The organism is Massilia scottii (genome assembly GCF_030846495.1).
In the GTDB taxonomy this organism is placed as follows: domain Bacteria; phylum Pseudomonadota; class Gammaproteobacteria; order Burkholderiales; family Burkholderiaceae_D; genus Telluria_A; species Telluria_A violaceinigra.
In genome coordinates, this window is the sequence record NZ_JAVCWM010000030.1 from 1 (window position 1) to 26,189 (window position 26,189).

The following is a 26,189-nucleotide window of genomic DNA, read 5'->3' on the forward strand; positions in this document are numbered from 1 at the left end:
AGATTCTGCGGGGGCGTCGAAATGGGCCGAATAGATGCGGTAATTCGTGCTGCGGCCACGCCGCATTTCGCGCCGAAGGATGCCGAGCGCTTCCAAGGCCGTGATGTGGCCTTGAACGGTACGCTCGCCCATGCTGCATTTGTACGCTATCGTCGCGATCGATGGATAACACTCGCCCTGGTCATTGGCGTTGTCGCACAGCGCGATCAACACGAACTTTTGCCCCGACGGCAACGGCGACTTCCATGCTGCTGTCATTAAACTAATACTCATTTGAATCCTATGTGCTGCATCAGTACGGCGCACCGCCCGTCATGTGTTCGATACGGTGTTGACCACGCAGTCTCTGCTGGGTGACGCTGGCGGCGAGTGCCGCTAGGAAGGCTGGGTTCACTCATCGGATGTCATTCGGCGCTACGGCCCGCCTGGGTCGCACGGACGCAGTGGACGCATTTGCCGTACTGGGCCAGCTGCTTGGCGAACACGTTCTTCCCGCAAGCGCATTTCTTCGGCCTCAGCACCGGTCCAGGCTTGGACGCCCGCGTCCGCTCGCTAAACATGTCGGAGCCGATCCGACTTCCCACGGCCCACGTCATGCCGCCCTCCAGGTAATGGCACCGCTTGTGCCGTCTGGCTTGATCTGGCCAAGTGTTTTCAAGCGCTGCAGGGGCGCATACAGCTCAGGCGATTTGACGCCGAGTGCGTTGGCGATCTCAGCCACAGTGCGGCCGCCGTGCGCGCGTACGTGCTCAAACGTCTTGCGCTCGATGTCGCTGGGCGGGCGCCGTCCTGCGCGCCGCGCAGGTTCATCAAGCACATGCCTGGCGTGCAGCGCGGCGTGCTGCGCCGCAAAGTGTTGAAATGCATTCATTCGGTCTTCTTTATTGGAGATCATGTTTCCGGTCACACGGGCAGACAGTAGGGGCGGCACAACGCCGTCCGCTAAAAATGCAGACTTGCGCACTTCATGCCAGCGACCTCGATTAGGAGGTCAACTGCGGGGCACTAGGTTTTCATCGGTACTCGTCCGGTTGCAGGTAGACAATGGCGTCAACGGGCACGACCTTGAGCCCGGCCGCTGCGAGCAAACGCGCGCAGTAATTGAGCTGCCCGCCCGATTTCGCACGAGAAATGGACGATTCGTGCATGCCCATTCGGTCCGCAATAGCGGTAGCCGTTGCTTTATTGATAAAATGCAAGATTGTCGTAAAATTCTTGCGTGACTGGTCGGCAATTTCCGGGGATACTTGGGCCAGGTCGGCCAGTTCGCTCTTGCTAAACTCGGCATCGGACGGGTCCGTATCCAGGGCGAGGCTGTTAGGCATGGAGAAATCCTATGCTGCATGGGTAAAAAATTGATAAAGTACCGGCGGTAGGCAAGAATGAGAGGGGCGAAAAGATCCGTGTCGAGCTGGGCCGCCACGTGCAATAAGCCTGGCGCGTGCGGACCGCGTGCTATACAACTACGCCGCGATGTCAGTTTCAGTTCTCCACCTCAAACATTATTGCTACCAATAAATTTTTAACAAAATATTACAGTTTTTCGTAGGTTTTTACAATAAATTATTGCATTTAGTGGTTTAAGAAATTATTGTGGTAAAAATATAAAAATGACAAATGTGCAAAAAGACGTCCCTGATCGCACCCAGCGCCTTCGGGACGCGTTGCAGCGAAAAAATGGCGGGAACGCGTCAGAGCTCGCGCGCTACGCGCAGGTGGTCCCGCAAGCCGTCAGCAAGTGGCTTACAGGCACCCAGTTCCCGCGAGACAAGGCGTTAGACTTGGCGGCAGAATTCCTTAATGTGACCCCGGAATATCTCAAATTCGGCACGCCTACGGTACGCCCACCGCCAACCGCAGATACCCTTATCCTGATGTACGTCAAGCCGCTCGAAGCCAAGCTGCTGACAAACTTTCGCGAGTCGACAGAGCAAGGCCAACACCAGATGATGATCTCATCGACGCATGCCGAGAAACTGTCCTCAGAAAAATTACCCGAAAAAGGTGCAGCTTTGGACTAGCCGCAATTGCTGTTCCGCAGTGGCATGGTGGCCGACAAGGCGGCGATGGTATCTGCGACGGCGAGCGAACGCGCGACGTTCACCAGATACGCTTTTGACGCGGCCGAGGTGGAGTCGAACAAACCCATCAAGACATTGCGCGCCTGGTGCGACGAGGCGTTTTCGATGGGCACTTCTGGTACTGGTAGATTCAATTGAGCGGCGCTTTGAGTGGACATGGTATTAATCTGCTAACAATAATGTTACAACATGGAAACTGTAGTGACACTTTGCCAGAGCGTAGGCCTCATGGCAACCGAAGTTAACTATCACCTTTCGCCGAAGTAATAATTTACGTTTGACAGTAAACTATCAGCTGCAAGTTGAGCAACACATCAAATTATGCGGCTGTTAATTGTTACGTTTTTGCAATATTTATTGCCGGCAGACTGGTATCGCTAACTGCGGAGAAGGGGCGGCCTGTGTGAAGTAGCGCCTGCTGAAGCTGCCACGCCTTGGGACGCGCCCCTCAACTTTGCCCAATAGCTAAGATTAACGATCTGCGCTACACTTGCCACCGCTTATTGCAATGCGGAATTAAATGGTTTGTAGCACCCCGTTTCCCGAAGTGAGAATGACCACGGCCCAGCTGCGCGCGGTCGCGCACCTTGCCACGCTCATACAGGCCGACGAAACCTTGCTGCGCGAGATCCGGCGCATCGTGCCCGCCAAGGTCGCCGGCTTCAGCGAATGGCGCGGCCAACTTGATTCCGAAGTGTGGGTCCGTTTCCACTGGTATTTCGATGAGGTACGCGACGATTTTGTCGTTCCGGCGCAGGGCGTAAGTACAAACATCGTTCTTGTCACCCCCTTCAAACACGATCTGTCCCGGTCCACGTTCTATCGCATGCTGATGCGCCGCCTTCGACGCCGGCTCGACTGGCAACCCTATGTGAAGCTCAACCCGGAGGCGCAGGACGTGCGCAATGATCCGCAGCTGCCGTCGATGCGTGCCGCGTTGCGTCCCATACCCATTGCCATGCGGCCCCTTCACCGGGATGGAACCGCGACTTGGGGCAGAAAGACCGCACGCGAACTGGCCTGCCTCCCGCCGGCGGAGCAGTTCGCGCAGATCGCCAAGCTGGCCAGGCAGAAGTTCTCCTTCGACCAGACCCTCGCCTACGCTCGCTGCAAGGATAATGTCAACATCTACGCGCTTGAAGAAAATCACCGGCCGGCCTGGCGCGAGGTGTATGCAACGGAAGAACTCGCGATGCGCGATCCACGCTTGCACATGCAGCGCGGCGCCCATACCTGGCACGCTGAGCAATGGCACGCCGAAGACCCCGCGTTCTGGACCGCAGCTATCGCACAAGGCATCGAGCATGGCTGGCTGATGACGTCCGACGACGGCCTGGCCACGCTGGTCCTGTCACGCAAGGGAGAAGCTGTCACGGAAAGGGAGCTGCGCCTGATCGAGCCCAGTCTGATCGAAATCGCCCGGTTCGCGCACAGCATGATGCGGCACCAGCTGCGCCCGCCCGCAGCCGCCCAAGCAGCCGCGGGAGCGGTCCTATCGGATATCGAGAGGACGATTCTGCTTCACATGCACGATGGCCTGCAGCGCAAGGAGATCGCCGACCGCATGAGGATGAGCCTGTCTGCATTGGACCGGCATATCAAGTCGTTCAAGGTCGAATTGAAAGCCAAGTCCAGCATCGATGCAATCAACAAGGCCCGGCTGCACGGCATGCTCCCCGCTACAGGATAGTCAGGCGCGGTCGACGTGCTCGCGCAGGAACCTGGCGTGCGAATACGGTTCGCGCTTTCGATAGTGGTCGGGTAGATCGAACATCGCCCAGTAGTAATCTTCCCTGCCCCGCGTGACCTGCGGTCGTTTGCAGTATTTCAGCGGGTCGCCTGGCAGATCGGAGGACCAGCATCCGTCGCCTGTATGGAAAAACGGCACCACGCGACGCTCACGCAGCGCGGCCGACAGCTCCGCAGGCGCACCCTCCTCTGCAGCGATATCGGCATGCCATTCAAGACTTCTGGCGTTCATCATCGGGACGAGCGTGGGCGATCCTTCTGCGTCAAAGAACAGAAAGCCGTGGGGATTGGTAAAAAGATAGTATTCAACGAATCCGTAGCGATCACACAGGCCCTGGACCATGGCGGCCGTAGCCGGGTCGCGCAAAAATCCAAATTCGTGGGCGTCCAGCTGACCGGCCTGGCTGCGTGATTGATCGAGGAAGTAGGTGTTCTGCAAAGCGTCGATCGCCGCCTCCAGCTGGTCGAGCGCGTCGGGCTCCTGCTTCCGGATAAACCGATGGATGAGGCCACGATTAAAGGCCGCCACGGCAAAGCTCGCGTCGGCGCACGCAGTGAACATGATTTTCTTACAGGGCAGATCGGCGGCCGCCTCGCAAAACTCCAGCCCATCCATGTCCGGCATCGCGTAATCGATCACCACGACGGTGGGCAGCGAAAAACGCTGGGGATCGCCGACAAAGTGATAGATCCGCTCCAGGTCGCTTTCGGCGGTCGTGCCCCCTTCACCGCACTCATCTTCAAAGCCTAACAGTTGGGGTCCACCTGGGTCCACCCTGCTGAAAATGTCCGACACCCAGTCGAGTGCCGCGCGAGCCCGGTTGAAGGTGGTCTTTGCCAGGCTTTGTTCGAGGTGGAAATCCAGTACGGCGAGTGAAGAACGATCATCATCAATCACAACCGTCATTGTCGGGTGACGGTAAAGCGGCAACTGGACTGGCATGCATGTCTCCTCGGACGGCTTTTCAGTATATAGCGGAATGAAGTTACAAAAAAGGCCAATGTTGGATAAAAGCATTTATCACCAATTCTCACATTTTTTGATGAAATAAAAAATTACAACAAAATCGCTAAATTGCAATATTATGTTGCAAGTGCTGGCGACGTGCCGGCCCCATTTTCCCAAAGCGCACCCCAGGAGCCTATGAAAGAAACTAACACCAATCGCACACCGGATTTCTTCCTGCTGCCGTGTGCCCAGCCAATGGAACCATCCGTGAAACGTCATTACATCGCGGCCCTGGTCGTGCTCGTCTGCGCAGTCGTGTATCTCAACGTCGCGCACTCCTCGCCCGCCCCTCTCGGCTGCCGCGCCGAGCTGTCCCAGTAAGGCCCAATATGTCGACTGCCTATCGGGGTGTCCAAAAAGTGCTCCAGGATGAAATCGATCCACTATGGGGACGCATTGAACAGTTATTGAAGGAACACGACATCTGCGCCATCGCCGCGTTCGTCATCCCGCTTACGCCGAACACGGGCACTGTTGTCCTGTACGCGACGCCGAACAAGGACGGCACCATGCCGGCATCGCTGATGGCGGCCTACAAAGCCATCGATCCGACAGCCGTTATTACGCCATTTCCCTCTGACGACACGCCGGCGTAAAGGCTTTGTCCGCACGAATCGCCACACATGTCGCGGCGCTGAACCTGGCCCTCCGACCGTGGCCCGCCCTACCAAACCGCGCATATGAAAACTACACCCGCATGCCGCCACGCCACCTATTGCGTGGCGTGCGCGAATTTTCCTGATGGCGCACAGATCCTGCGCGAGCTGCTTGCCATCGTCGGCAACGACGGCTATGCAATGACCGCCCTCACCCTGGGCGGCTACCGCAAGGATCTCGGCACCACCATCGCCAACTATCTCGACCTTTACACATCACGACATGAACGACTTGATCGCGCAACTGCGCCTCGCCAATGACCCGACAGCCGACGCGGCCGCCGACCACATCACCACGCTAACCGAGCGCGTCGCGGCCCAGCAAACCGTTATGGACCGCGCGGCGAGCATCCTGGTCGAAGCCATCGAATCGGTGGACGGCGTCAATGCACCGCAAGCTGAGACGTGCATCAGCAGCATTCACGGCCAGCTGGCCGACGCGGGCAGAACCACTGCGGAACAGTACCTTGAGCGGATCTGCGAACGGATCGGCGCCACCGCTGGCATACCGCCGTACACGGAATTCAATCCGCTCACGGTGCTGGACCAGATCCGGGTTGTCTTGCATGCACAGCAGAGGAACGCGGAACGCCTTGATTGGGCAATGTCGGTACTGTGGGCGCCGGCCGACAGCGAGAACGAGCCGCACCTGGTCGTGCGCACCAAAGGGACAAGGGCGATCATCCGGAAGTTCACGCGGGGCACAGCCTGGCTCGATGTGGTCGACCAGCACCTCACCACCTGTAGTGCTCCGTACGCCACATTTTGAACCGCTCAGGCCGCTATTTTTATCAATGGACGATTTTTTCACAAAAGTCCTTTGAAAACGTCCGACGTTAACGTTATGATCCTAAGCACAATAATTCAGCCTGGGCATAGCATGACAATGGTTACTAGGACTTTTCAAGGCGTCAAAGCGAAATTAGCACTGGAACTTACGGGGTTTAATGGAACGCCGAAGATGTTCCGATCCAAATTTCGTGATGCTGACGATAACGTTCATGCACTATATAGTGCGCGACAAATTCGTGAGATTCGCATGAAGTTGCTGGATATCCACCCGGATCATCCCCGCCCCGTAAAACTTCCCCCTCTCATCGTTGACCGTACCGCGAAGGGCGGCGTCGGGAAGACAACGATTGCGGGCAATACCGGTACATGTCTGGCGCTGTCTGGTTACAAGGTTCTGCTGATAGATGGCGACCCTCAAGGCACGCTCACGGGGCTGTTCGGCATCAACCCACTGACCGAGAACATTACGCATGTTGGCGACTTAATGAAGCGAGCTGCGCGAAATGAGCCAACACGGATTTCAGATGCTGTGCGACCCATCTACGAAGGAGGAATGCTCGATCTGATTCCTGCGGACATCACCATGGCCAACGACTCATGGCTGATTGGCACCTTGAACCGCGAACAAGCGTTTGTACGGCTACTTGAGGAAGAGGTCGCATTTTTTAGCCAATACGATGTGATCATTGTTGACTCTGCGCCAGGATCATCACTTCTGGCTACTACATTCATGCTGGCATGCAAGCTGCTGTTGGCTGTCGTCACACCAGAACCTCATTCCATAGCTGCTATGGACGTACTGGCGTCAAACGTACACGAAATCAACTCTGCATTCAAAAACCGAGATGCCAATCTGGAAGTACATATCGTTGTCAATAAATATAATCAGACCAAGAAGCCCCACAACGATATGCTCGCCACGCTGTTAGCGCAATACCCGAGCCGTATTAACGATGTCATCGTGCGCGACTTCGTCGGATTCTTACGCGAAGCCGATCCAAACAACACGAGCACGAACGGGACTGTGTTAGAGAAAGAGCCAAATTCTGTTGGTGCACGAGATATTATTGACCTAACAAAAACACTTATCAAACGATATGATATTCGTTTGGACTATCGCGCGGCTGGATCTGAGGCGACTGTATGAGCAATTCACGACCAGGTATTAAGGTTTCAGGACTGATCTCCAGCGGAAAAGTTTCCGCCAAAGAGGGGGTGCAGGAGTCTCGCGCTTTTGATGTTCCCACTAGCCTGCCTGATAGCGGAGAAATTGAACAGATTGAGGGCCAACGTCCTCACCTTCAAGTAGCCAGCTCAGCAAGTCCTATGCGATGGGAGGTGGTTATTGATGAGCTGCACGACGTTGACGTCGATCTTGTGTACGACAGCCCGTTCCAGACAGAAGAAGATTCCATTGGGCGTTACGACCCGGAGAGTATTGATGAATTGGCCCATACGATGGCTAATGCCGGTCAGCAAGAGCCAGTCGTGGTTCGGTGGGTGAACGGACGATTCGAGCTGATTGCAGGCCACCGGCGGATCAGAGCGGCAAGATCGATGGGCTGGACGAAAATCCGAGCTCGAATCGTCAAGCTGGACGATACCGCGGCGGAAAAGGGACTGATGGTCCACAACGAGGGACGTAAGGAAAACACCGATTACAAAAAGGCAAAGCTATACGCGCGCGCCAAAGCAAAAGGCTATGCCAGGACGCAGGATGAGCTCGCGCACATGTTTGCTACGAAGCAAGGCTCGGTTTCTAAACGGCTTGCCATGCTGACCCTTCCAGAACCCATTCTAAAGATGCTTGACGCAAAGCCTGATTTGATTGGCATGGGAACAGCAAAAACAATACATGAGCTTGTCGAAGAACTTCCTGCGGAAATTGATCTAGTGGTGAAGGCGGTCGAGCGCATCAAGGAACAAAACGCCCCGGAAAATTCGGTACGTGCATGGGTTGCGCAGATGGTCCAATCGCGAAACAAAGTGCATGAAAAAAAGCGAACTGACAGTAAGCCGAAAGTCATCACGGACCCGAGGAACAGACAGCTCTATACAGCGAAGCTCGAAGGCAGGGTAATTACACTGCGCGTCAGTGCGATGGAGCTTGATCCAGTAGAAGAGTTAGCGCTCATGGTCGAGTATTTCCAGAACAAAGCGAATGCTTTAGCCATTGCAACGCCCAAGCCGACGGAAATTGAATAAGTGAATTCTTCTTTAAAATCAATAGGTTATAAATTATTCCACTGGAATAATTCGTATCAATGCTGCCCAGTAGCGTTTCATGCAAGGATAGAATAAAGTGATTTTCCCTTTAAAATCAACAGGTTATAAATTATTCCACTGGAATATTTTACGCCACCTGCATTCACAGCGAGGCATGCTATGAAAAAATAGCCTACGCAAACAAAAAACCCCAGCTTGCCGGCCGGGGTTTTTTGCTTTCTGAACTACAAATAATGCATTCGGGTGACTAAGAGCTGCGTGAGAACTTCATCTTAGCCCCCATGAAATGCGACGTCAAACCATTTGTGGCCATATTGGTCCACGGAGAGCGCTCGTGCCTGCAATTACACTAGATGATGTTGTAAAGCCATACCTTCACCTCCCTACCGCTATTCAAAGTGCCTTAATGAGGATTGAAACTCACCCTACATTCCGCGCACTGACGAGAAGTACCCTCTCTGTGCTCAAGACACTGGTCACCCGCGCGTCCGCCACCAACGGGGCCGCGGTCATCCGCGCCCGAGTGGACAGGATGGCCGACGAAGCATGCGTCAGCTACAAAACGGTTCAGCGTGCCATGCGCACGTTCCGTGAATTCGAGTGGGTCCTTCCGGCGACGGAAGGCCGGTCGGAATACGGGGTGTTCGAGTCGAAACGCTATGTCTTCACGCCGGGCTTGTGCGAGCTGATCGATTTGCCGACCAAGAGCAAACCCGCCCCAGCTTTAGCCCAGGAGACACAAATGTCCGACGGTGCTATATACGTTGATCTTAGTTTAAAAAAAGATCTACAGGAGATCTCGATCAAAAATCGAGAAGGGCAACCCCCAACCCTTCCTCCCACAGTGGCACGAATTCCAGAGGAAACCGGCATGCTGGCGACTGGTGTTTGCAAGCTGCTCGGGGTCGCTCGTCGCAACGACTACAAGCTCGAAGACGTGTATTTGGTTGCCAAGCCCTACCTCGACAAAATCGGTGCCAATGCCGCGCGATGCTATCGCTATCTGCACGCTATGCTGGTGAACCCGAAGAAGGTCGACTACGCCGGCAAAGCCGCCCAGGAGCGCCGCAAATGCGAACCAGATCCGGCACGTGAGCTGGCCAACATCGCCAGGGAGTGCCGCTTCAAGCGCTACTACCACGTCAGCAACGGCATGCGCGTGCGCTTCTTCGACGGCACCGCCGAGGTGACTCGGGACAGCAATTGCGAGCTGTATGCCGGCGAGCAAATGCAGGGCTTGTACAAGGGAATCGCCAACGGCAATCTGCGGGAAGTGGTCGAGTGATCGCGGTGCGCGCCCGGCCGCTATCCGGGGTCCGGAAAGCGAATCGCCATTGTCGCGACGGTTTCTGCATGGCGCTCGGCATCGTCCTTGTGCAGGTACCGGCCGGTGGTCTTGATCGAGGCATGACGGGCGTTAAGCTGAACAGTCTTGAGCGGCACGCCGCCGTTCGCCTGATGGGTGACGGACGAGTGGCGCAGCCAGTGGGTCGACGCGCGCGACAAGCGGGCGGCGATCTCGGTCATTCCGGCTTGCACGGCCATGACGCGAGCGCGCTCGATGACACCCTTGAGCGCGGCGGCGATCGCGTAATGACTGGCGCCGCGCTGGGGGCCGCGGGTCGCCAGCACGAGCGACGTCGTGTCGCCCGGTGCCGGCAGCGCTGGCAGACCGAACGCTTGGCGGTACTGGCGGAACTCGGCCAGAAGCGCCGGCGTCACCGGCACCTTCCCGCGCTTGCTGCCCTTACCAAGGACATGCAGCCACCACGCGCCGCAATCGTCGCGCCGGATGCTGCGCATGTCCGCGCTGGCCAGCTCGCCCAGGCGCGCCGCCGTCAGGTAATACGCCTGCACCAGGAAGCGCGCGCGCGCCCGGCGCAGCGCGGCGCCGGGCGTGTCGTCCTGCAGCACGTCGGCCGCGTCGAGCAGCAGCGAAATCGCGGCCGGCGGCAAATGACGCACGACCGCGTCGCCGCCGACGGCGCGCATGCCGGTAAGCAGCTGGGCCGGATTGGCGGCCAGGTACTCGGCCGCGTACGCCCAGCGAAACAGGCTTTTGATGACGGTCAGCGCCTGCAGCTGCGACACATCGGCCAGCCGGCCGCAGAACGGTCGCCAGCGCGGGTCGACGCGGGGGAACCGCGTTGCGCTGATCCACTGATCGGCCGGCTGCGGATCGGCGATGAAAGCGGCGAACGCCAGCAGGTCTTCGTAGCGGACGTCCACCAGGTGTTTGCCATGTGCGCGAATCCAATACAGGAAGCGGTCAGCCTCCTTGCGGCAATTGCGCACGGTGCGCGGCGACAGGTTCGGCCGGCGCAGCCACAGCGCAATCAGCTCTTCGTCATTCGTGGCGCGGGTCAGGGACCCGGAGGGGAGGGGAGGCGTGCCGCCGGCGACGAGCGGACGATGTGGCCCCGGCACGACCGGGACAGAATCGACGTCACCCCCCTGCGCGGGGGCGGGCAGGGGAATGGGCACAGGTGCTTACTTCTTGGACGCCGGGGTCTTTGCGCCATGCTCGCCAAGTTTGCGATCCTCGTTGGCGCGCTTGGCCGCATCCTGGGCGGCGAGTGTATCGGCGCGAATCTGGCCGCGCAGCTCGGCCGCTTCCTCGCTGGCGCGCTTGGACTCATTGCGCGCGGTGGCCACCAGAGCGCGCGCCTGCTCCAGCTCGCGTGCTGCGCTTTCCAAGCGCGCCTGGCTGGCCTGTACGGCCATGTTGGCCGATGCCAGCTCGCGCGCCCCTTGCTGCGCCATTCTCTCCAGTTCTGCAATGTGGGTAAGGGCTGCCAGCTCGCGCGCCTCGATCTCGCCGGCGCGACGCTCGCTTGCATCGAACTTGGCCACGGTGACCGCTGCCGCTTGCTCGGCCGCCACGCGGGCCGTGCGTTCGCCGGCCAGTTCTTCGCGCACCGCGACGAGATCCGCTTCCAGCCGCGGCATCGCCTCAAGGCGCAACTGGGCCTTGGCCAGTTCGGTCCGCGCCGACTCGGCCGCCTTGCGCTCGCGGTCCATTTCGACCTGGCTGGCCTGCCAGTCGAGTTCCAATTGACCGGTTTTGCCCTGCACGGTAGCCAGTTCTACCTGAAGCGCTGTCAGCGCGTCGACCTGGTTCTCGATCTCGGCAGCCTGGCGCTCATTCTCTGTGGCGAGATCGGCCGCTTCTTGCTGTTGTTCGGCCAGTTCCGTTTCCAGTGCCGCTTTCGCGCTGGACAGTTCCTGTCCCATAAATTCCAGGATGGCGCGCTGCACTCCCGCCGGCAAGGTCAATGCGCTGGCGATCTTCTTTTCCCGATCCGCGCGCCATTGCTGTAACAATTTACTGATGGTGCCTAGGCTCCCCATGTTTCCCAGCCGTTCGCGCACAGTGCGCAAGGCCGGGGTGGTGCCGGCCGCAACCATCGCATCCGCGACGGCGGCTACCTGGGCCAGTGTGATGCTCGCTTCTCTACCCATCGATAGTTCTCCGCTTGTAATGATACGATATGATACGATTGATATGATACGATATGAATCAACGAAGAACAAGCGACCTTGCCCCTTTCTTGTGCAGCAAGTGTAGCGCGGTTTACCCGGGATATGGCGGGGTCGGTGAACGCGTGATTAGGGCAATAATCACGCGTTCACCCTATTTCAGACCCGTTATCCTGCAAGAATGGTTGCAAACTGGTAATAGTCGTATACTGGACACATACCCACCATTTTGAGGAAACCCATGGATATTGCCGAGTTGCAGAAACTGAGTGAAGGCTATCGCCAAAACGGCGCCGCCTTGCTGGAAAAGCTGCGCCATGCCGCCGACCTACTTGGCGCCGAATTCCTGAGCCGGCTGGGATCGCAAGGCTATTACGACGGCAGCACGGACGTCCCGTTTAGCCAGATCATCCAACACGACCAGGAGCGCGTCCAAAAGAAAATCACGTCGGCCGGTGGCGGGCTCATCACAGTCTACGGCGAGTTGCCGTTTACGCTGAGGATCGTCGTTCCCAATCTTACGCCCCACCTGCGCATCTACGTCGACCTGGCCGTGCGCATCAGCGATGGTGTTGCGCAATACTGCATGTGGCACTCGCCGGCTTCCATCAAGCGCCGCCCTGAAAAATGGATGGCGCATTTGCCCTCTTTCGCCGACACGGTCGAAGAGGAAATCAAACGCTTCCTGCAGCACGATCTGACCAAAGGCGACCTGGTCGATACTTCGGTTTCAACTGGCGGGGAAGGCGATGCCATGTACGAGTTAATTTATGGCGAGGCGCCCCCGCGCTGATACGTCGCGCAATCCAGCGCGATAGCCGCTCGATTCGCAACAGTCATGCGGCCGTCCACTCGGGCAATTGGCCTTCGAGGGTGCGGTGCAGGCTACTCACCGCGCGCAGCCAGTCCGGCGGTGCGCTGCGCTCCAGGATGTCGATTATCCACGGCCCCCAGTCGTATCTGCGCAGCCAGGTCTTGGCTGCCTCGATCACCACCGGACTTACATCGTCGTTTTCCATTGTCGGCTCGCATTCCCTGGATCAGTGCTGCGCTGCGGCGGCAACCTTACCGGCGCCCGTGACAAAATACTCGATCAGGTGCGCAGGATTAAACTCGTCCGGCCCGAACGTCTCGGTCGTCGCCACCGCGGCAGCACCGCCTGCGATGGCGGCCGTCGCCAGCATGCGTGCCGTGGGCCAGAACTCAATCAGGTTGTGCAGGTTGTGCATGTCGATCGACATGCCGTGTCTTTTTTCCAGCCATAGCGCTGCACCCATGTGCTCGATCTCCAGCCGCCGCGCGACCTCGCCAGCAGAATTTCCCTTCTCCTTGGGATGGTCGCGCAGGAAGTCTTGCACCTGGCGGATGACTTCGACGTGCGCCGCTCCGACAAACGTATTCAACATGGCAATACCCTCCGATTCATTGAGAACAAGAGTTGGACCGCATATGAATAGGTTAGTTCAGATTTTTTACTTCTCAAGCTGATATGGCTTTTTCTTTGGTGGATCTTTTTTACTTTTTTCAATTGACAAAAAAGAAATTCCTTTGTTTTCTGGAAGAAAGCAAAGCGCTATAGAATATCCCTGATATCCGTACCACAGATAAACGCGGTTTTCTGGTCCTGACAGGTGGTCAAGAGTGGGCTCGCCAAAAATCGCCCGTGCTTCTTGAAATGTACTCGCGAATGTCAAACCATATGGTAATTCCTCAATATATCCGGAAAATCCACTGTCGTTATCTTCTCCGTAAATCTGCAGCGTGGAAAAGATCATTTCTCCTTCTTCTCCTACCGACCCCCACCATTTTTTATAATCACGTATTGGATAGAAGATCATACAAACACCTAGATCTTTTCTGTTTAAGCAAGCTATGGGCGTCGGTTTATCCAAGGGACGTTCATTAATTTCATGCTCAGTCAAAAATTTATCAAAATTCGTATTTTGGGCAGGAAAACTTAAAAATAATGTTAATTGATGAATTTTCATATGCCGCTTCTTATCCTTATACAAAAGGGTTTCAGTTCATGCAAAAGATCATTCCAGCGCCCTCGTGAAAAAACTGTAACAGCAGATCATCACAGGGCGGCAAGCCCGAGGGTGACCGCTGAACACTTAGGCTTCAACTAAGATAAAAGCCACTACTTCGGTGATGAATCACCAAATGAGACCTGCGGAGATGGGTCGTCTGGTTGACCAAGCATAGGAGAGTCCAGTAAGGCAGGTGGATAGTACGGATGCATAGCGACGAATATGCGGTTGACCCGCTGCTCCATTGTGCTGAAACTGACCTGCAAGAGAAACTCCGGAAGGTTCCATAGATAATATCCTGACAGGCAGTTAGCAACACCTGTGACAGGATAGCTGCCAACCTTCGCCACGATGGCTTCGGGCCGGTCTTCAAACCGTATTCCCTTCGGTAATTCGCCCTCAAAGCCCGACGACCAGTAGATTCCTTTCCGAATATATCGAATTCCCGATAGAACGTTAGCGTGCCCATCCGCGGCGGCGTCGAAATATATTTCCGCGCCATGGGTTGGTAGCGCATCAATTTCAAAAGAATCGTCGCACATTGGACCATCGGGCACCTCGGAAAAATCGATACCCTTGAAGCAAGGTTCAGAGGCTACGGCCGGAGCCGACCTACCGAACATTGCCTGCACGCATCGCATATCCGGCTGCAGGATCTTCGGCAAGACTGTTGCTTTGGGTTTATTTTGGCTCAAGCCCACCTGAATAATCGAAATTCCTTTCAGATTTTCCGAATAGGCTACCAAAACCCATCGGTCCGATAAATCCCACCGTTCCAAAGTAAATGGGGGCAGAAATGGAAATCGCCATGCTGAGGGGCCTAATTTTTTGAGCACGGCCTCTCGGTTATCATTAAAATCCATTTCCAGTGGTAGCGCATGACAGTAGCGCGCATGCCCAAAATTCTCGTCACCGGAATACAATTGGACATTCGTGATAATGGGGTGCTGACCCGCCAATGCGTCGTTCATATGGTAAAAATCTGGCGGGCAAAAACTTAACGAGAATCCAAGCGAGCGAAATAGGATTGCTCCCAAAGGAGAGTGGTCGGGAACGGTGAAGTCCGGGTCATCCGCATGGCTGAAGATAAGCGGGTCAATAGTGTTGAGCTGCTTTCCCAAGTGCGATAGGAACAGATTAGCATCCGGTGGTACGGGTACGTTCATCATGTTGAGATTTTTTAATATTTCGGCGCCAGTTTTCAAACAATAATATGACTTACCCCGTTACTGGAGGCTTAATTTTTTTCGGTTGAATCGTCATAAAAGCAATGTCTTTTTCCGATGGAAGGTAGCATAGCCAGAATGAATAGCCGTTGAAGTTGTACCACATATAAACTGTGTTTTCATCAGATTCATGGTTCAATGTGGGGGTGCCAAGAATTGCTTTTGCTTCCTGAAGCGTTGTCGCGAACGTCAGCCCATGCGGCAATTCGCCCGCATATGGAGCGTAGTCGTCGTCATTGTGTTCACCGTACACTCTTATCGCCATAAAGATCAGCTCGCCATTTTCACGTGCCGGCCCCCACCACTGTTCATAGCCCAATTGCGGCCTTAATTCAAGCGACCACCCTTCTTGGGGACACTTAATTTTCTCGAATGGCATTTGCTTATATTTGGGACGCTGTTTAATGCCATGCTTAGTTAAAAACTTGTCGAATTCCACATTGGTCGTTGGCAACCCCAAAAACATGCTCACTTCATTAATTTTCATATCTCACCTATTTTTTAACGGGTATCTTACGCACGCCATCGATCATCGCGTTGATTTCGGAAATATACTGCGCATGCGTCTTGCTGGTAATCTTCTTAGTGGAATTTTTGTACTTTTTCTGACATTTCGCATCCATTTCATTCGCACCATTTTGGATCGCTTTGGCATCCCGGATGGCGGCCAACTGCAATTCCTTCGCATCTTGCTCAATCTTTGCCACGTTATTTTTACTGCCGTAGGTTTCGCTCAATAACCGATGGTCATTCTTTAACGTCACAACTGTAGCTCCGGCTTTGGAGATCATTCCGTACGGTCCAAACAGGACTGCAGCCTGCTTGTCGGTTAGTTCAATCTGGCGTTCGTCTAGTTGATCAAGCGCTGCCTTTTGCAGTGCGGCCTTCGACGGAATGTGATCCCGGTCGTATTTGTTCTTCCCATTTTTCTTTAGCAAGGCTCCGTAGCTTCCGGATTCTCCACAATCAAGTTCTGCTTTCGCTAAGATAGTTGTCGCATCGTCCGCGGCCATCTCGGCGGCCGCATTAGCGTCGGCAGCCTTCCTGTCGGCTTCTGCTTTTCCAGCCGCTGCGGCGTCCGCCTTTTTTTTCGCGTCTTCCGCCAGCTCCTCCGGGGTCGGGATGTAGACACGAGCCTCCACGTTCGGTTTCTTGAATATTTCATCAAGGCCCTTCTTAGCGTACCAGGCAAGGACAATAATTGTGACGACAGAAAGCGCGGCAAAGGCAATAAGCGGTAAGAGACCAGCTACCATAGTTTACCCCTTCTTACCCGGAATGAACGCCAAGCTAGACAGGGGTGCGCTAGGTGTCTTTGAAACCTTCGCGTTCTTAGCGGCTATCGCCGCATCGACAGCCAGTGAAAGTAACTTTCCAGTATTCAAAAATGAGTCCGTTGTCGACACCGATGGTGGGCGTTGAGATGCAAGGAACGAGTTTTCAGCAGGGGTTTCGGGGCTGATTTCGGGGCTAGTGGAGTCCGTAGCAACATCGCCTGCCGCAGGGGTGGCAACTTGTGACGTAAGGTAAATGCCGGGGTTGTTTCCCCCGTTCATTACGTTTGGATCTCCATGACGCACGACAAATTTCTTTTCTGCTCTGAAGTGAAGGGCAGAACCCGTCGGCTTGACGTACCCGTTGACCGTGTTGGACCTGATGCCCTTGGCAACGCCGGGGTCATCACCTTTGCAACTCGGCTGCTTTGTTTTGTCGAGTACATAGGCTGGATCGCCATTAAACCGAACGGTAGCGGCGACTGAAACACTATTGGACAGGTCCTGTGTCGTTGGATAAGCTATCGGCGGGGTACTTGAACCGACCGGCGTTTTGTTGAACGAAGGCGCAGTGGAAACGGCCTTGAAAATCATGTTTTTTCTTGCACCGATCTTACCCATGTGGCTCCTTGGCCGTATCACGCTGCTCTGATTCTGGCATGTTTGTCCATGCAAAGTTGTCGTGCGAGGCAAGCGCTTGATTAAAGTAATTCGCTTCCATATCTCGATGAATGCGTAAATCGACTGCGCGAATCCCTGCTGCTTTCTTGAACACCGCGCGCCATACGACATTGACGATTCTCTGCTCAGGTTCAATAATCAATGTGTCTATTTTCATTGCGTCAAAAAACATCGATCCGTTGTGCATTCTCATCAGCAAAACACCCGTATGTCCCGGCAATTGCAAACGCAGTGAGGCATTACCGGCACGGTCCTGCTTCGCTCCTGGACTGCCGGGCGCGCACAAATTGATCAGTTCTATGATTTCGTCTCCGCAAAGGAATTCGGTCTGCTGATCGACCGGAGCAGCGTTCCAGACATTGAAATCGAAATCATCAGGTAACGCGGCGTTGCCATCGATAAACTTCTTGTCGATTGTGCCTCCTAGACGGCGACGGTGCGGATGGACTTTAGCGCGTATGCCGAGACCGGCTGTGGTCAATACCCCAGGTTCGTACTCGTGATTCACTTTGCCCAAACTGTGGAATTGCGCTGCCGTAAAAGGTCGGTCTGCCGTTTCGATACGTGGTGCAGACATACGATTTATCCGTCTGGCGCGCAGGAACCACGGCACGGCGTAACCGCATCCGACCGCATTGGCCTCGAATGCACACAGTGCAATGGGGTAGTCGTCGCTTTGGGATACCGTATTCATTTCGATTCCTGCATCTGCAGCGTTCAATCGATCTTTTTTGCGCACCCGCTTTGCTGCCCGCTCGGCCAGGTTGATCCGACATTCGCCCCCGAACGCATATTCACTGCGCAAAGGGAGCTGGGAGAATGGCAAAGCAGATGTTAGGCGCCATGTGGGCACTTTAAACAGACCAAGCGTAGCGATTCGCAGCAGCGAAGCCACCGCGCGCACGGGCCAAATGTGGCGAACCAAGTAGCGCTCGCCCGTAACAACCAAAGTTTTGTCAATCAAGCACGATCCACGGATTGGATTGAGGCGTGCTCGCTCGGTCTGCGCGCGCCACTCCTCCAGACGCGCTTCATCTGGCGCAACAAATGGATTGAGACCTCTTGGTTTTTCCGGAATCGGCGCCTCGCTGTCTGGCCGTCGAACAACAAGGCGGATATTACATTGTCGCGGCATCTTCCCAGCAGGCACGTGTACAGTCGCATTGACAATAACGTCGCACTTCGGCTTGTAATGGCAGAGATCAGATTCTTGCCGCACACTGCTCTTGTTCATCGCACCAAAGTACTCATCTACTTCGCACAACGGGGCCTGCTCGTCTGCGTAGGTGAGCACACCCTCGTCACCCCAAGTCAACGTTTGCCGCAGTACGACCACATGAAATTCGTGGTCGTACTGATCTATTCCTTGGAATGCCAAGGTCGGGAAGGGAGTCAAATTCCTAAATTCCATCGCGTCCTGAATATCAGTTGATGTCGACATCTTTGCCGGTAATCTGCACGGGTCCTGTCGCCTCAAAGTTGAATTTGCTGCCTTTGATTGTGACACTGCCATCCGCTTTCATGATAAAGCTCGACTTGCCTACCGTGATGGACAATTCGTCCCCTGCGGTAATTGAAATCTTTTGGCCCACTTGCGTTGATTGATTTACGCCGACGATGGTCGACATGATCATACCCACATTCAGGCTGTATCCTAAGCCGACGTTTTCCATACGCCCCATGCCAACATTCTGCATGTAGGCCATGCCAATGGTTTCAGTTTTCATTTTGGCAACATTAATGGACCAATTCTTCCCAATCGTATCTTTTTCGTTCTTCATAACAGACTTGGTACGATTGCCGCCAATATCGATTTTCTCGTTCTTTCCAACGTCTTCGCTACGGTTGTCCCCAATGCTGATTTGTTCGTTGTGATCCACACGTTCGGCCCGATTGTTGTGAACGGTGATGGTTTCGTCCCGCCCCACCGTTTCAACGCGATCCCGTTTAACCAGAGTCGTTTCGTCCCTGTCGATAGTTTTTCGCCGGTCGTTGCCAACCCACTTATCCTCGTCGTGCTCAACTTCGGTCAATTGATCTTTTTCCGCATGCAGCCAGAGCTGCTCACTACCTTTTTTGTCCTCAAAGCGCAGCGCATTGGCGTTGTCGTAGCTGCCGCCCGGCGTGGAGCGTGATAGGATGCCGCTTTGCGTCTTATTGGCCGGCAGTGTCCACGGTGGCATCGTGTCCGCATTCGGCACCATGCCGGTGATAATCGGACGGTTTGGATTCCCATCCATGAACGCCACGAGAACCTCCCCGCCGATTCGCGGAATCGCCGTCATACCAAAATTCGCGCCGGCCCACGGCGTCGCCACGCGAAGCCATGCCGAACTTTTTTCGTCATTGGTGCCCGCGCGGTCCCAATGAAACTGCACGCGCACGCGTCCGAATTCATCAGTGTGAATCTCTTCGCCAGCCGGTCCAACCACGGTCGCGGTTTGGATGCCGTGGATTTTCGTTTCCACGCTGTTGTGGTCGCGCCCCGCGCGGTACGGAATGATCTTGCGGATTGCGCGCAGCCGATTTTCATAGTGAGATTCGGCCGTGTCTTTGACGTGATAGTTGTTCGAGGCGCTGTGAACCACTTCAAGAATCAAGAACTCGCGAGCTTGGGTGTCGCCGCCGCTGGTGCTCACGTCGAAATGATCGGTCAGCCTGAACCAGCGTCCTGGAAGGACATTGCGGTTATTCCCGGAACCTTCAAACTGCTTGCCAGCGGCCTCGAATTCTTCCATGCGCAACTGCGCCAGGGATCGACCGCCACCCGTGAACCCGTACGCCCCCGTGTATTCGTAGGATTCAATTGCCGGCACGTCCCCTTGCTGATTCACTGTCGGCAGCGAAGTGTGAATGGGCTTGGGCGACTTGAAGTCAAAGGCTGCAAGCGCTACGGCGCCCTGCATGATTTGCCGCGACGGCGACCACTCGCCCAGGCCGTCTTCTTCCACCGCACCCCCATGACGCTGGAAACGGATGGAAGGGCCGCCGTCGATTGGCTCGGCCCTGGTAGTGTCATCCGACAGCACAAGCTTGTGACCGTTTTCTGAATGCTCGAACCAGTACACGATGCCGTTACCAACCCAGCGTCGCTCAAGAAAATTGCGATCACTCTCGTCGAACTGACAGCAGTCAGTGAGCACCTCGGTCGCACCAGCGACACGCCAATCCCACTCGGCCAAGCTGCCGTAGTCGCCGAAGATGCTCGCTGTCTGCTGGTACATCGTCGTGTAATGGAAGAGGTAATTATCCTTGCGCATCCCCAGGTACTTGTACCAAGGACCGAGCAAGGCTTCGTAATACGACACCCCGCCATCGACCGTCTTGAGGGCGAAGCTGAAGACGCGCCCGGTGAAGTACCGCAGCGTGCCATCCCGGCGCACCATCTGCACGCACAGCATTTTTCCCTGCATGTCCTTGAGCGGGATAGCGGGATTATCGGACAGCAGCTCGACTCTGAATTCAAATGGCTTCGACATGCTCTCGAAGGCATCGATTCTATTAACCAGTAATTCACCGGTGGGGGCGTCTTGATTTGGGAAAGTTAGGCGCAGTAGTCGATTATGCTGCCGCCCTCCCACGAAATCACGTAAAACGGTTAAAGCTTTACTCATGCTTTATTCCAATAGCGAAATTAATGAGACGTCCTAAACGGGTATTTGACTGTCTAAGGTGTCTGAAAGAATTCTTTCCCCCAATATCATTAAGGGAAAATGCTGATTTTATCTATGCTTGCAGCATAAAAATATGACTCGATGATAAATCAGGCGCTCAAATTAATAATTATACATTAGTGTGATCATTTATGCATCTGTTCTGTATCTTTTGCGACAACAGAAACACACATTGCTAGTGCCGCGCTGGACGCAGGAGCGCTGTTACGATCCCACTTCTGGCGTTCTTTAGATTGAAGAGCCGCGCGCTAAGGGAGTCACTGGCGCTCCGTGCTCGAAGTACTCGATTAGGTGCATGGGATTAAATTTTCCCGGGCGAAGCGGCGCAGCGCGAGTAGGCGAGATCTTGGTGCCGTAGGGGAGCGCTACAGCCGTAGGCCAAAATTCGACCAAGCTGTACAGATTGTCGATCGACAGGCTCATTTCATGGCGCTCTTTGAGCCACAGCGCGGCCGCCATGTGGCCGATCGTGAAGTTATCGACGACCGCCAGGGCGAGGGCGCGCTTGTATTTCGCGCATTGCTGCAGGAACTCTCCGACTTTCACGATGACGCGATCGTGCTCGACACGGACAGAGGGGATTGAATTCATGGCGCTCTCCTTTAACAAAGTTGAGCTTGTTCGATTACGTCAGGTGGCCAGAGTTCCCGCTATAGTTACGGCGTTTGCCCTAGATCACAGCTTCGAGGGCACGCGTAGGCACGAGATGCTCGACAGGTACAGGTCGGCATACTGTGGCATGTCCTGGTCCGCTTAAAGGGATGAAAAGGCAATCGTCGCGTTGCGGGCCGCGGCGCTTGACGAACCCGACATCGATACCTCCCCGAGCCGGCCGTAGACTCAGTCGCAACGGCGCCGGCGACGCGTCTTGCGCGGCCGCGATCGGGCGCATCATGAAAAACAGCGTCTCGCCAGCCTGGGCGGCCAAGTTCAACCGCCGCAGGCTTTCCGGCCGGACGTGGCTCGACCAAAACAGTAGCGCAGCACAACTTGCGGAGCGAAGGATCTGTTCGGCCGCCCACAGCGCGTCCGGGCCACTCTTGCTTTTGACCCAAAGCACCTCGGATGCGGCCAGGCCCAGGCCCGCCAGGGCGAGGGTTTGCGGCGCATGGGGCGGCTGCAGCAGCACCACCCGGCGCTTCGCGACTTGTACAAGCGCCGGCGCCAACAGCCGCACTTCCCCAATCCCCGCTTGTTGGACGAGCAGGTCGATCAATACGCCCATTGGCCAGCCGCCTCCAGGTAGCTGATTCGACAGGGCCGGGTGCCCAGTATCGACGCACCGCGCCGCGGAACGCGCCAGTTGGGACGCGCGCCACAACGCTGGGTGCAATTCCTCGGGGGTGGGATGGGAATGGGCGAGCATCGTCGGCTAACATAAAATACTGTGATTTTATACAGTAGTCTATCCATCGCCTCTTGACAAGTGCGATGTGCTGGCTTGGCCGCCGCGCCGGCGGCAACTATGTTTGGATTGCACAAGCCAAAACCCAAACAAGATGTGGATTGCACAATCCAAAATTGCTAAAATGCACTTTTATTTTACGGCAGCTTAAAATGCCCGACCTCAGCAGCTATGAATCGCCGACAGCGCATTGGCAACACGAACACCCACGCCTGCCGGATGCCGGGCCTATTCATCTCGCGCGGGTTCGGCCAGCGGAAGCGCCACATCAGCACAGATGGAAAGGCGAACCCAGGCAAACCGCGATCGTCTATGCCGAGCTGCAACTGGCCTACGACACCTTCAACGTTGAGCTGTTCGACAACAGCCTGGCCGACTGTCTGCTGACCCTGCAACGCAAGGAACGCACCATGGGTTATTTCTCTGCGGCGCGCTTCGGCAACCGCAGCAAGGAGGAACTGCACGAGATTGCGATGAACCCCGCCTATTTTGCCGTCGTCCCGCTGATCGAGATTATGGCAACCATGGTCCATGAAATGTGCCACCTATGGCAGCATCAGCACGGCACACCTGCCCGGCGCCGGTACCACGACAAGGAATGGGCTGAAAAGATGGAAGCGATTGGCCTGATGCCGTCCACCACTGGTCTGCCAGGCGGGAAAAAGACGGGCGATAAGATGGCCGACTATCCGATCGAAGGCGGCCGTTTCCTTGAGGCGTGCCGGGGCCTGCTCACTCGCGACTTCCAAATTTCGTGGTACGACCGCTTTGTGGCGTACCGTCCCGGAGAAAGCGCGACTGGCGCCGCCGCGCCAGGCATGCTGGCGGGCTTACCGGCGACGGCGGCCGCGATCCCGGCCGACAGCGGCGTCGCGTTGGTGCTGCAGCCAGTCGAGCTCGTAGGCGGCGCGGTGAACGAGAGCAATCGGTCCAAGTATTCCTGCAGCTGCCCGATCAAGACCAGCGTGTGGGGCAAGCCGGGCCTGCACATCATCTGCGGCGAGTGTGGGGCGGCATTTTCGGAGGAACCATAAGCCTCGCCGCGATGCCTGGAATGGGAGGCAGATACCACAAATTGACTAAAACATCGCGTCTATTTTGTGAGCACTTTGGCGCGGTCCTTAACACGTCCGCCGCCGGCGCCTGATTCGGTGGTCGGTTCGTCACATGACAACTCAATCACTTCATTTACGGGCCCTAGATCAGTGATCAAACTGTCTCGCTGATGCCAGGTGTCCAGTTCGTCTTCATCGACGCGGCAGATCGGAACTCCGGGCGTCCTCGAAATATGCGCCAGTAGATTGGATAACGTCCCGTCGTCCCATGGAAGTTCACGTTCCGCAGACGCGTTCAACGTGATGGGGGTGGTGCCGCAATCGTCAAGGTCCTCGATCATATTTCCTCCCGTGTAAAACTTCAGTATGATCCTTCTCCCCATTAGCGCCATCCTTCCAAAGCCGGTGTTTGCGACGTGTCAATGACATTTATCCTCATGTCAACATTAAACTGATTTCCAAGTTTCTTCAAAACCTCCCGCACACTGCGGTCTTCTGCAACCAGACCGGAGTTCAAGCATGCCCTACCCCCTCCTAGCACATGGAGACGTGCGATGAGAGAGCTGACAATCACCGTGCACGATATCGCCATCGACGGCCTGCCACCGCCCCTTTATCCTGGCGATACAGCGCCCTGGGGCTATCCAGGCTCCCGTGTTGCCTTCCTGTTCGAGGACACTATCGTGACCGGGTTCCCCATGCGTCTCGCGCACGCGCCGTCCTGCTGGGGCGCCGAGCAGGAAGACGGGAGCGTTAGGCTGTATGCCGGCATCACCCACTGGGTTGAACTGTCCGAGTCGCCGCGCCAGATGGCAATGTATCCCGGCCCCACCGCAGGCGCTGGCGGCGGGCATGCACGTGTGCATACCCACCAGCCACCAGCGGCCATTGCCTGACCCATTTACCCATTTCACCGAAAGAAAATAATGACAAATTTGGAAGCTATGATCGCCGAAGCGACCGCCGAGATCGACGCCGAAAAGGCGAAGAAGGCGAAGACGGCGCTCATTGGCGCGTTGCGGCGCCTCGATTCCGCCAAGCAGATGGTGCGCAACGTCGAGGCGGAAATTGCTGATCTCAAGGAAAGCATTGTCGATGGCTCATTTGCATAGGATTCCTGTTATGCAGTCCGAAGATATCCCTGTCCGGTTCCAGGGATTTTTCTCGAACACGGCCTGTCTCGGCGATGTCGGCTGGAAACTAGCGCTTGATGAAGCTGGGGCCCGCGAGGACATGCGCATGGCCCGCGGCCGCAGACAGACTGCATTTTTCCATCATGCCGGCCTGGCGCTGACCTTGGTTGGGGATCTGATCGGCGCCGATGCCTTGCACCGCGATCGACATGCGTGTATGTCCAGGGGACGCCGCTACGGACATACGTTCAACGATCAGGAGTCGGCTTTTCGCGAGGCGGAATACCGCGATCAGCCACGCATCGAAATTCGTTCCGGGGGCAGCAAGGGCCAAGTCCCGGTGCACACCATCGGCGGCACCACGCCATTTGCGGGCATGTCCTGGCGAGATACCTCCCCGCGCGTGGTCAACGTGAACCATAGTGAATTGCATTCACTGCCGTTGTTCGCCGAATTGGACCGAGCCAGGCCCGAGACGCAGGAACTTATTGTCGAGCCGCAAAGCGTGCAAATGTTGATGGATCAGATTCTTGCGGCACAGGGGGCAATGCGCAAGGAGATCCGCGTGCGTGATCGGCAGCGCGACGTGCGTGCGCGGCAGGTCCATGCACAAATTGTTTCGCTGCATTCTTGATAACACGCAACGCTATAAATTCCTGCGGGTTTACATTAAAAGTGTTGGGGATTAGTGGCGCTCTCCCCAACATGCTCCAATCCCGGAGCTTACATATATCGATTCCCCAGGGCCGACCGTCAGAAAAGAGACGGTGGCCCTGCTCCTTTTCGATTACGGTGCGGGCGGGTTATCACGGCGTTTCAGCGCACACCACGCCACCACGCCGGCCACCAGTATGCCTGCCAACGCCACAAACAGCGCTCCACCGCGCGGATTCGCTTCCATGGCATATACCAGATCGACGGCCGTGCTATTCGTCAGCATGAAAAAACAATTCACCCAAAATTCAACTGGCAGTTGACGCATTGTACTTCTCCAAATGGACACCGGACAGGGTTCTGGCCAGCACGACACCTACGTCGCAACCCCATTAGGTTGTCACGACTTGCCGTTGGGACTATTTTCGCCAAAAAGTATTTTTAGTTCCTCTGGTGGGTTTTCCGTAAAACGTTTCCGTTCTATCAACATGTGAAGTTATACTTGACGATAGTGCTAATGCATACAACCTATTAACTGTTCCAAATTGTTTCAATTTTTTTTGACACGACGGACAATTAACGGGTATTGTTACAACAAATTATTGCAATCAACCCACCTGAACGGACCCGTATGAACTTATCACAGCTTTCTATTGCCGATTTAACAGCACTGCGCGATCAGATTGGGCTAGCAATAAAGGATCGCGAAAACGAAGCGATCGAAAAAGCGCGCGCAGAGATTACCGCTATCGCGGCCAGCGTAGGTATTCCTATCGGCGAACTGATGGGCAAAGCTGGCAAGGTGCCAGTGAAAAATAAGGCGCCGGTAAAATACCGTGACCCGACAGATCCGAGCAAGGAATGGACGGGTCGCGGCCGCTCCCCGGAATGGATAAAAAATTTGGAGGCAAACGGCAAGCTCGATAGCGCCAGGGTGTAACGCCACCCGAGGTGATCCAGCTGATCATTTCGGACCAGAACGGAGTGCTGCCGTGGCAGCCAGAATTCAACGAATCCATTAAGTAAAAAAGCCCCGACTTTCAACCGGGGCTTTTTGTTGGCCG

Annotated in this window: 35 protein-coding genes; 15 read left to right on the plus strand and 20 right to left on the minus strand. The window is 55.6% G+C overall.

Going from position 1 to position 26,189, the window contains the following annotated elements; all coding sequences use genetic code 11:
- The 3 genes from RBA41_RS28155 to RBA41_RS28165 all read right to left on the minus strand — a co-directional run.
- Nucleotides 1-273 (minus strand): helix-turn-helix domain-containing protein (locus RBA41_RS28155; RefSeq protein WP_306627689.1); only part of this gene is annotated, 273 nt, incomplete at its 3' end.
- Nucleotides 274-592: 319 nt separating this feature from the next.
- Nucleotides 593-895: a hypothetical protein gene (locus tag RBA41_RS28160; protein ID WP_306627690.1), complete on the minus strand. Its 303-nt coding sequence runs from the start codon at nucleotides 893-895 to the stop codon at nucleotides 593-595.
- A gap of 118 nt (nucleotides 896-1,013) precedes the next feature.
- Nucleotides 1,014-1,325: a hypothetical protein gene (locus RBA41_RS28165; RefSeq protein WP_306627691.1), complete on the minus strand. Its 312-nt coding sequence runs from the start codon at nucleotides 1,323-1,325 to the stop codon at nucleotides 1,014-1,016.
- A 285-nt stretch (nucleotides 1,326-1,610) separates the two neighbouring features.
- Here RBA41_RS28165 and RBA41_RS28170 point away from each other — a divergent pair, with 285 nt between their 5' ends.
- On the plus strand, nucleotides 1,611-2,021 hold the full coding sequence (locus RBA41_RS28170) for a helix-turn-helix domain-containing protein (RefSeq protein ID WP_306627692.1): 411 nt from the start codon (nucleotides 1,611-1,613) through the stop codon (nucleotides 2,019-2,021).
- On the opposite strand, the gene RBA41_RS28175 is transcribed toward RBA41_RS28170, so the two are convergent.
- Nucleotides 2,018-2,239: a hypothetical protein gene (locus tag RBA41_RS28175; RefSeq protein ID WP_306627693.1), complete on the minus strand. Its 222-nt coding sequence runs from the start codon at nucleotides 2,237-2,239 to the stop codon at nucleotides 2,018-2,020. The two genes, RBA41_RS28170 and RBA41_RS28175, sit on opposite strands and share 4 nt — an antisense overlap.
- A 395-nt stretch (nucleotides 2,240-2,634) precedes the next feature.
- Here RBA41_RS28175 and RBA41_RS28180 point away from each other — a divergent pair, with 395 nt between their 5' ends.
- On the plus strand, nucleotides 2,635-3,771 hold the full coding sequence (locus RBA41_RS28180) for a DUF4902 domain-containing protein (RefSeq protein WP_306627694.1): 1,137 nt from the start codon (nucleotides 2,635-2,637) through the stop codon (nucleotides 3,769-3,771).
- On the opposite strand, the gene RBA41_RS28185 is transcribed toward RBA41_RS28180, so the two are convergent.
- On the minus strand, nucleotides 3,772-4,773 hold the full coding sequence (locus RBA41_RS28185) for a response regulator (RefSeq protein WP_306627695.1): 1,002 nt from the start codon (nucleotides 4,771-4,773) through the stop codon (nucleotides 3,772-3,774). It abuts the gene before it with no gap.
- Between the two features lie 201 nt (nucleotides 4,774-4,974).
- Between RBA41_RS28185 and RBA41_RS28190 the strand changes: the two genes are divergently transcribed.
- The 7 genes from RBA41_RS28190 (at nucleotide 4,975) to RBA41_RS28220 (ending at nucleotide 9,798) form a co-directional block, all read left to right on the plus strand.
- Nucleotides 4,975-5,160, plus strand: coding sequence for a hypothetical protein (locus tag RBA41_RS28190; RefSeq protein ID WP_306627696.1), 186 nt, complete (start codon nucleotides 4,975-4,977; stop codon nucleotides 5,158-5,160).
- Nucleotides 5,161-5,168: 8 nt separating this feature from the next.
- A complete protein-coding gene (locus RBA41_RS28195; RefSeq protein ID WP_306627697.1) occupies nucleotides 5,169-5,435 on the plus strand; it encodes a hypothetical protein in 267 nt (88 codons plus the stop codon).
- Between the two features lie 84 nt (nucleotides 5,436-5,519).
- Nucleotides 5,520-5,756, plus strand: coding sequence for a hypothetical protein (locus RBA41_RS28200; RefSeq protein WP_306627698.1), 237 nt, complete (start codon nucleotides 5,520-5,522; stop codon nucleotides 5,754-5,756).
- Entirely contained in the window at nucleotides 5,719-6,264 is a 546-nt protein-coding gene (locus RBA41_RS28205; protein ID WP_306627699.1) for a hypothetical protein, read from the plus strand. Before RBA41_RS28200 ends, RBA41_RS28205 begins: the two co-directional genes overlap by 38 nt.
- Nucleotides 6,265-6,375: 111 nt before the next feature.
- Complete coding sequence (locus RBA41_RS28210; RefSeq protein WP_306627700.1) at nucleotides 6,376-7,434, plus strand: ParA family protein; 1,059 nt, start codon at nucleotides 6,376-6,378, stop codon at nucleotides 7,432-7,434.
- Nucleotides 7,431-8,492 (plus strand): ParB/RepB/Spo0J family partition protein, encoded by a 1,062-nt coding sequence (locus RBA41_RS28215; RefSeq protein ID WP_306627701.1) that lies wholly within the window; start codon nucleotides 7,431-7,433, stop codon nucleotides 8,490-8,492. Before RBA41_RS28210 ends, RBA41_RS28215 begins: the two co-directional genes overlap by 4 nt.
- Before the next feature lie 481 nt (nucleotides 8,493-8,973).
- The gene (locus tag RBA41_RS28220; protein ID WP_306627702.1) at nucleotides 8,974-9,798 is read left to right on the plus strand and encodes a hypothetical protein; all 825 of its coding nucleotides are present in this window, start codon (nucleotides 8,974-8,976) and stop codon (nucleotides 9,796-9,798) included.
- Nucleotides 9,799-9,818: 20 nt separating this feature from the next.
- Here RBA41_RS28220 and RBA41_RS28225 read toward each other — a convergent pair whose 3' ends face one another.
- A complete protein-coding gene (locus RBA41_RS28225; protein ID WP_306627703.1) occupies nucleotides 9,819-10,997 on the minus strand; it encodes a tyrosine-type recombinase/integrase in 1,179 nt (392 codons plus the stop codon).
- A gap of 6 nt (nucleotides 10,998-11,003) precedes the next feature.
- Complete coding sequence (locus RBA41_RS28230; RefSeq protein ID WP_306627704.1) at nucleotides 11,004-11,975, minus strand: DNA-binding protein; 972 nt, start codon at nucleotides 11,973-11,975, stop codon at nucleotides 11,004-11,006.
- A gap of 259 nt (nucleotides 11,976-12,234) precedes the next feature.
- On the opposite strand from RBA41_RS28230, the gene RBA41_RS28235 reads away from it, so the two are divergent.
- A complete protein-coding gene (locus RBA41_RS28235) occupies nucleotides 12,235-12,786 on the plus strand; it encodes a hypothetical protein (RefSeq protein WP_306627705.1) in 552 nt (183 codons plus the stop codon).
- A gap of 43 nt (nucleotides 12,787-12,829) precedes the next feature.
- Here the strand turns inward: RBA41_RS28235 and RBA41_RS28240 are convergent, their stop codons facing one another.
- The 11 genes from RBA41_RS28240 to imuA form a co-directional block, all read right to left on the minus strand.
- On the minus strand, nucleotides 12,830-13,012 hold the full coding sequence (locus tag RBA41_RS28240; RefSeq protein WP_306627706.1) for a hypothetical protein: 183 nt from the start codon (nucleotides 13,010-13,012) through the stop codon (nucleotides 12,830-12,832).
- 21 nt (nucleotides 13,013-13,033) lie between these two features.
- Nucleotides 13,034-13,399 (minus strand): hypothetical protein, encoded by a 366-nt coding sequence (locus RBA41_RS28245; RefSeq protein ID WP_306627707.1) that lies wholly within the window; start codon nucleotides 13,397-13,399, stop codon nucleotides 13,034-13,036.
- 66 nt (nucleotides 13,400-13,465) lie between these two features.
- On the minus strand, nucleotides 13,466-13,981 hold the full coding sequence (locus RBA41_RS28250) for a hypothetical protein (protein ID WP_306627708.1): 516 nt from the start codon (nucleotides 13,979-13,981) through the stop codon (nucleotides 13,466-13,468).
- 152 nt (nucleotides 13,982-14,133) lie between these two features.
- The gene (locus tag RBA41_RS28255) at nucleotides 14,134-15,192 is read right to left on the minus strand and encodes a hypothetical protein (protein WP_306627709.1); all 1,059 of its coding nucleotides are present in this window, start codon (nucleotides 15,190-15,192) and stop codon (nucleotides 14,134-14,136) included.
- Nucleotides 15,193-15,241: 49 nt separating this feature from the next.
- A complete protein-coding gene (locus tag RBA41_RS28260; RefSeq protein ID WP_306627710.1) occupies nucleotides 15,242-15,736 on the minus strand; it encodes a hypothetical protein in 495 nt (164 codons plus the stop codon).
- 7 nt (nucleotides 15,737-15,743) lie between these two features.
- A complete protein-coding gene (locus tag RBA41_RS28265; protein WP_306627711.1) occupies nucleotides 15,744-16,505 on the minus strand; it encodes a hypothetical protein in 762 nt (253 codons plus the stop codon).
- Between the two features lie 3 nt (nucleotides 16,506-16,508).
- Nucleotides 16,509-17,144, minus strand: a complete 636-nt coding sequence (locus tag RBA41_RS28270; RefSeq protein ID WP_306627712.1) for a DUF4150 domain-containing protein — start codon at nucleotides 17,142-17,144, stop codon at nucleotides 16,509-16,511.
- On the minus strand, nucleotides 17,137-18,645 hold the full coding sequence (locus tag RBA41_RS28275; RefSeq protein WP_306627713.1) for a DUF2169 family type VI secretion system accessory protein: 1,509 nt from the start codon (nucleotides 18,643-18,645) through the stop codon (nucleotides 17,137-17,139). The genes RBA41_RS28270 and RBA41_RS28275 overlap by 8 nt, the downstream gene beginning before the upstream one ends.
- Complete coding sequence (locus RBA41_RS28280) at nucleotides 18,629-20,818, minus strand: type VI secretion system Vgr family protein (RefSeq protein WP_306627714.1); 2,190 nt, start codon at nucleotides 20,816-20,818, stop codon at nucleotides 18,629-18,631. Before RBA41_RS28280 ends, RBA41_RS28275 begins: the two co-directional genes overlap by 17 nt.
- Nucleotides 20,819-21,106: 288 nt before the next feature.
- Complete coding sequence (locus tag RBA41_RS28285; protein WP_054264815.1) at nucleotides 21,107-21,469, minus strand: hypothetical protein; 363 nt, start codon at nucleotides 21,467-21,469, stop codon at nucleotides 21,107-21,109.
- Between the two features lie 79 nt (nucleotides 21,470-21,548).
- Nucleotides 21,549-22,244 (minus strand): translesion DNA synthesis-associated protein ImuA, encoded by a 696-nt coding sequence (gene imuA / locus RBA41_RS28290; protein ID WP_306627715.1) that lies wholly within the window; start codon nucleotides 22,242-22,244, stop codon nucleotides 21,549-21,551.
- 191 nt (nucleotides 22,245-22,435) lie between these two features.
- Here imuA and RBA41_RS28295 point away from each other — a divergent pair, with 191 nt between their 5' ends.
- Nucleotides 22,436-23,317 (plus strand): SprT-like domain-containing protein, encoded by an 882-nt coding sequence (locus RBA41_RS28295; protein ID WP_306627716.1) that lies wholly within the window; start codon nucleotides 22,436-22,438, stop codon nucleotides 23,315-23,317.
- Between the two features lie 59 nt (nucleotides 23,318-23,376).
- On the opposite strand, the gene RBA41_RS28300 is transcribed toward RBA41_RS28295, so the two are convergent.
- Nucleotides 23,377-23,679, minus strand: coding sequence for a hypothetical protein (locus RBA41_RS28300; RefSeq protein ID WP_306627717.1), 303 nt, complete (start codon nucleotides 23,677-23,679; stop codon nucleotides 23,377-23,379).
- A gap of 213 nt (nucleotides 23,680-23,892) precedes the next feature.
- On the opposite strand from RBA41_RS28300, the gene RBA41_RS28305 reads away from it, so the two are divergent.
- From RBA41_RS28305 to RBA41_RS28315, 3 genes are read left to right on the plus strand one after another with little or no spacing between them, the layout of a single operon-like run.
- A complete protein-coding gene (locus RBA41_RS28305; RefSeq protein WP_306627718.1) occupies nucleotides 23,893-24,234 on the plus strand; it encodes a hypothetical protein in 342 nt (113 codons plus the stop codon).
- Between the two features lie 30 nt (nucleotides 24,235-24,264).
- A complete protein-coding gene (locus RBA41_RS28310) occupies nucleotides 24,265-24,450 on the plus strand; it encodes a hypothetical protein (RefSeq protein WP_306627719.1) in 186 nt (61 codons plus the stop codon).
- 10 nt (nucleotides 24,451-24,460) lie between these two features.
- Nucleotides 24,461-25,105, plus strand: coding sequence for a hypothetical protein (locus tag RBA41_RS28315; protein WP_306627720.1), 645 nt, complete (start codon nucleotides 24,461-24,463; stop codon nucleotides 25,103-25,105).
- Between the two features lie 153 nt (nucleotides 25,106-25,258).
- On the opposite strand, the gene RBA41_RS28320 is transcribed toward RBA41_RS28315, so the two are convergent.
- Nucleotides 25,259-25,453 (minus strand): hypothetical protein, encoded by a 195-nt coding sequence (locus RBA41_RS28320; protein WP_306627721.1) that lies wholly within the window; start codon nucleotides 25,451-25,453, stop codon nucleotides 25,259-25,261.
- Between the two features lie 303 nt (nucleotides 25,454-25,756).
- Here RBA41_RS28320 and RBA41_RS28325 point away from each other — a divergent pair, with 303 nt between their 5' ends.
- Nucleotides 25,757-26,065 carry an H-NS histone family protein gene (locus tag RBA41_RS28325; protein ID WP_306627722.1) on the plus strand — a complete coding sequence of 103 codons (309 nt, stop codon included), beginning with the start codon at nucleotides 25,757-25,759 and terminating at the stop codon, nucleotides 26,063-26,065.
- Nucleotides 26,066-26,189 lie beyond the last annotated feature (124 nt).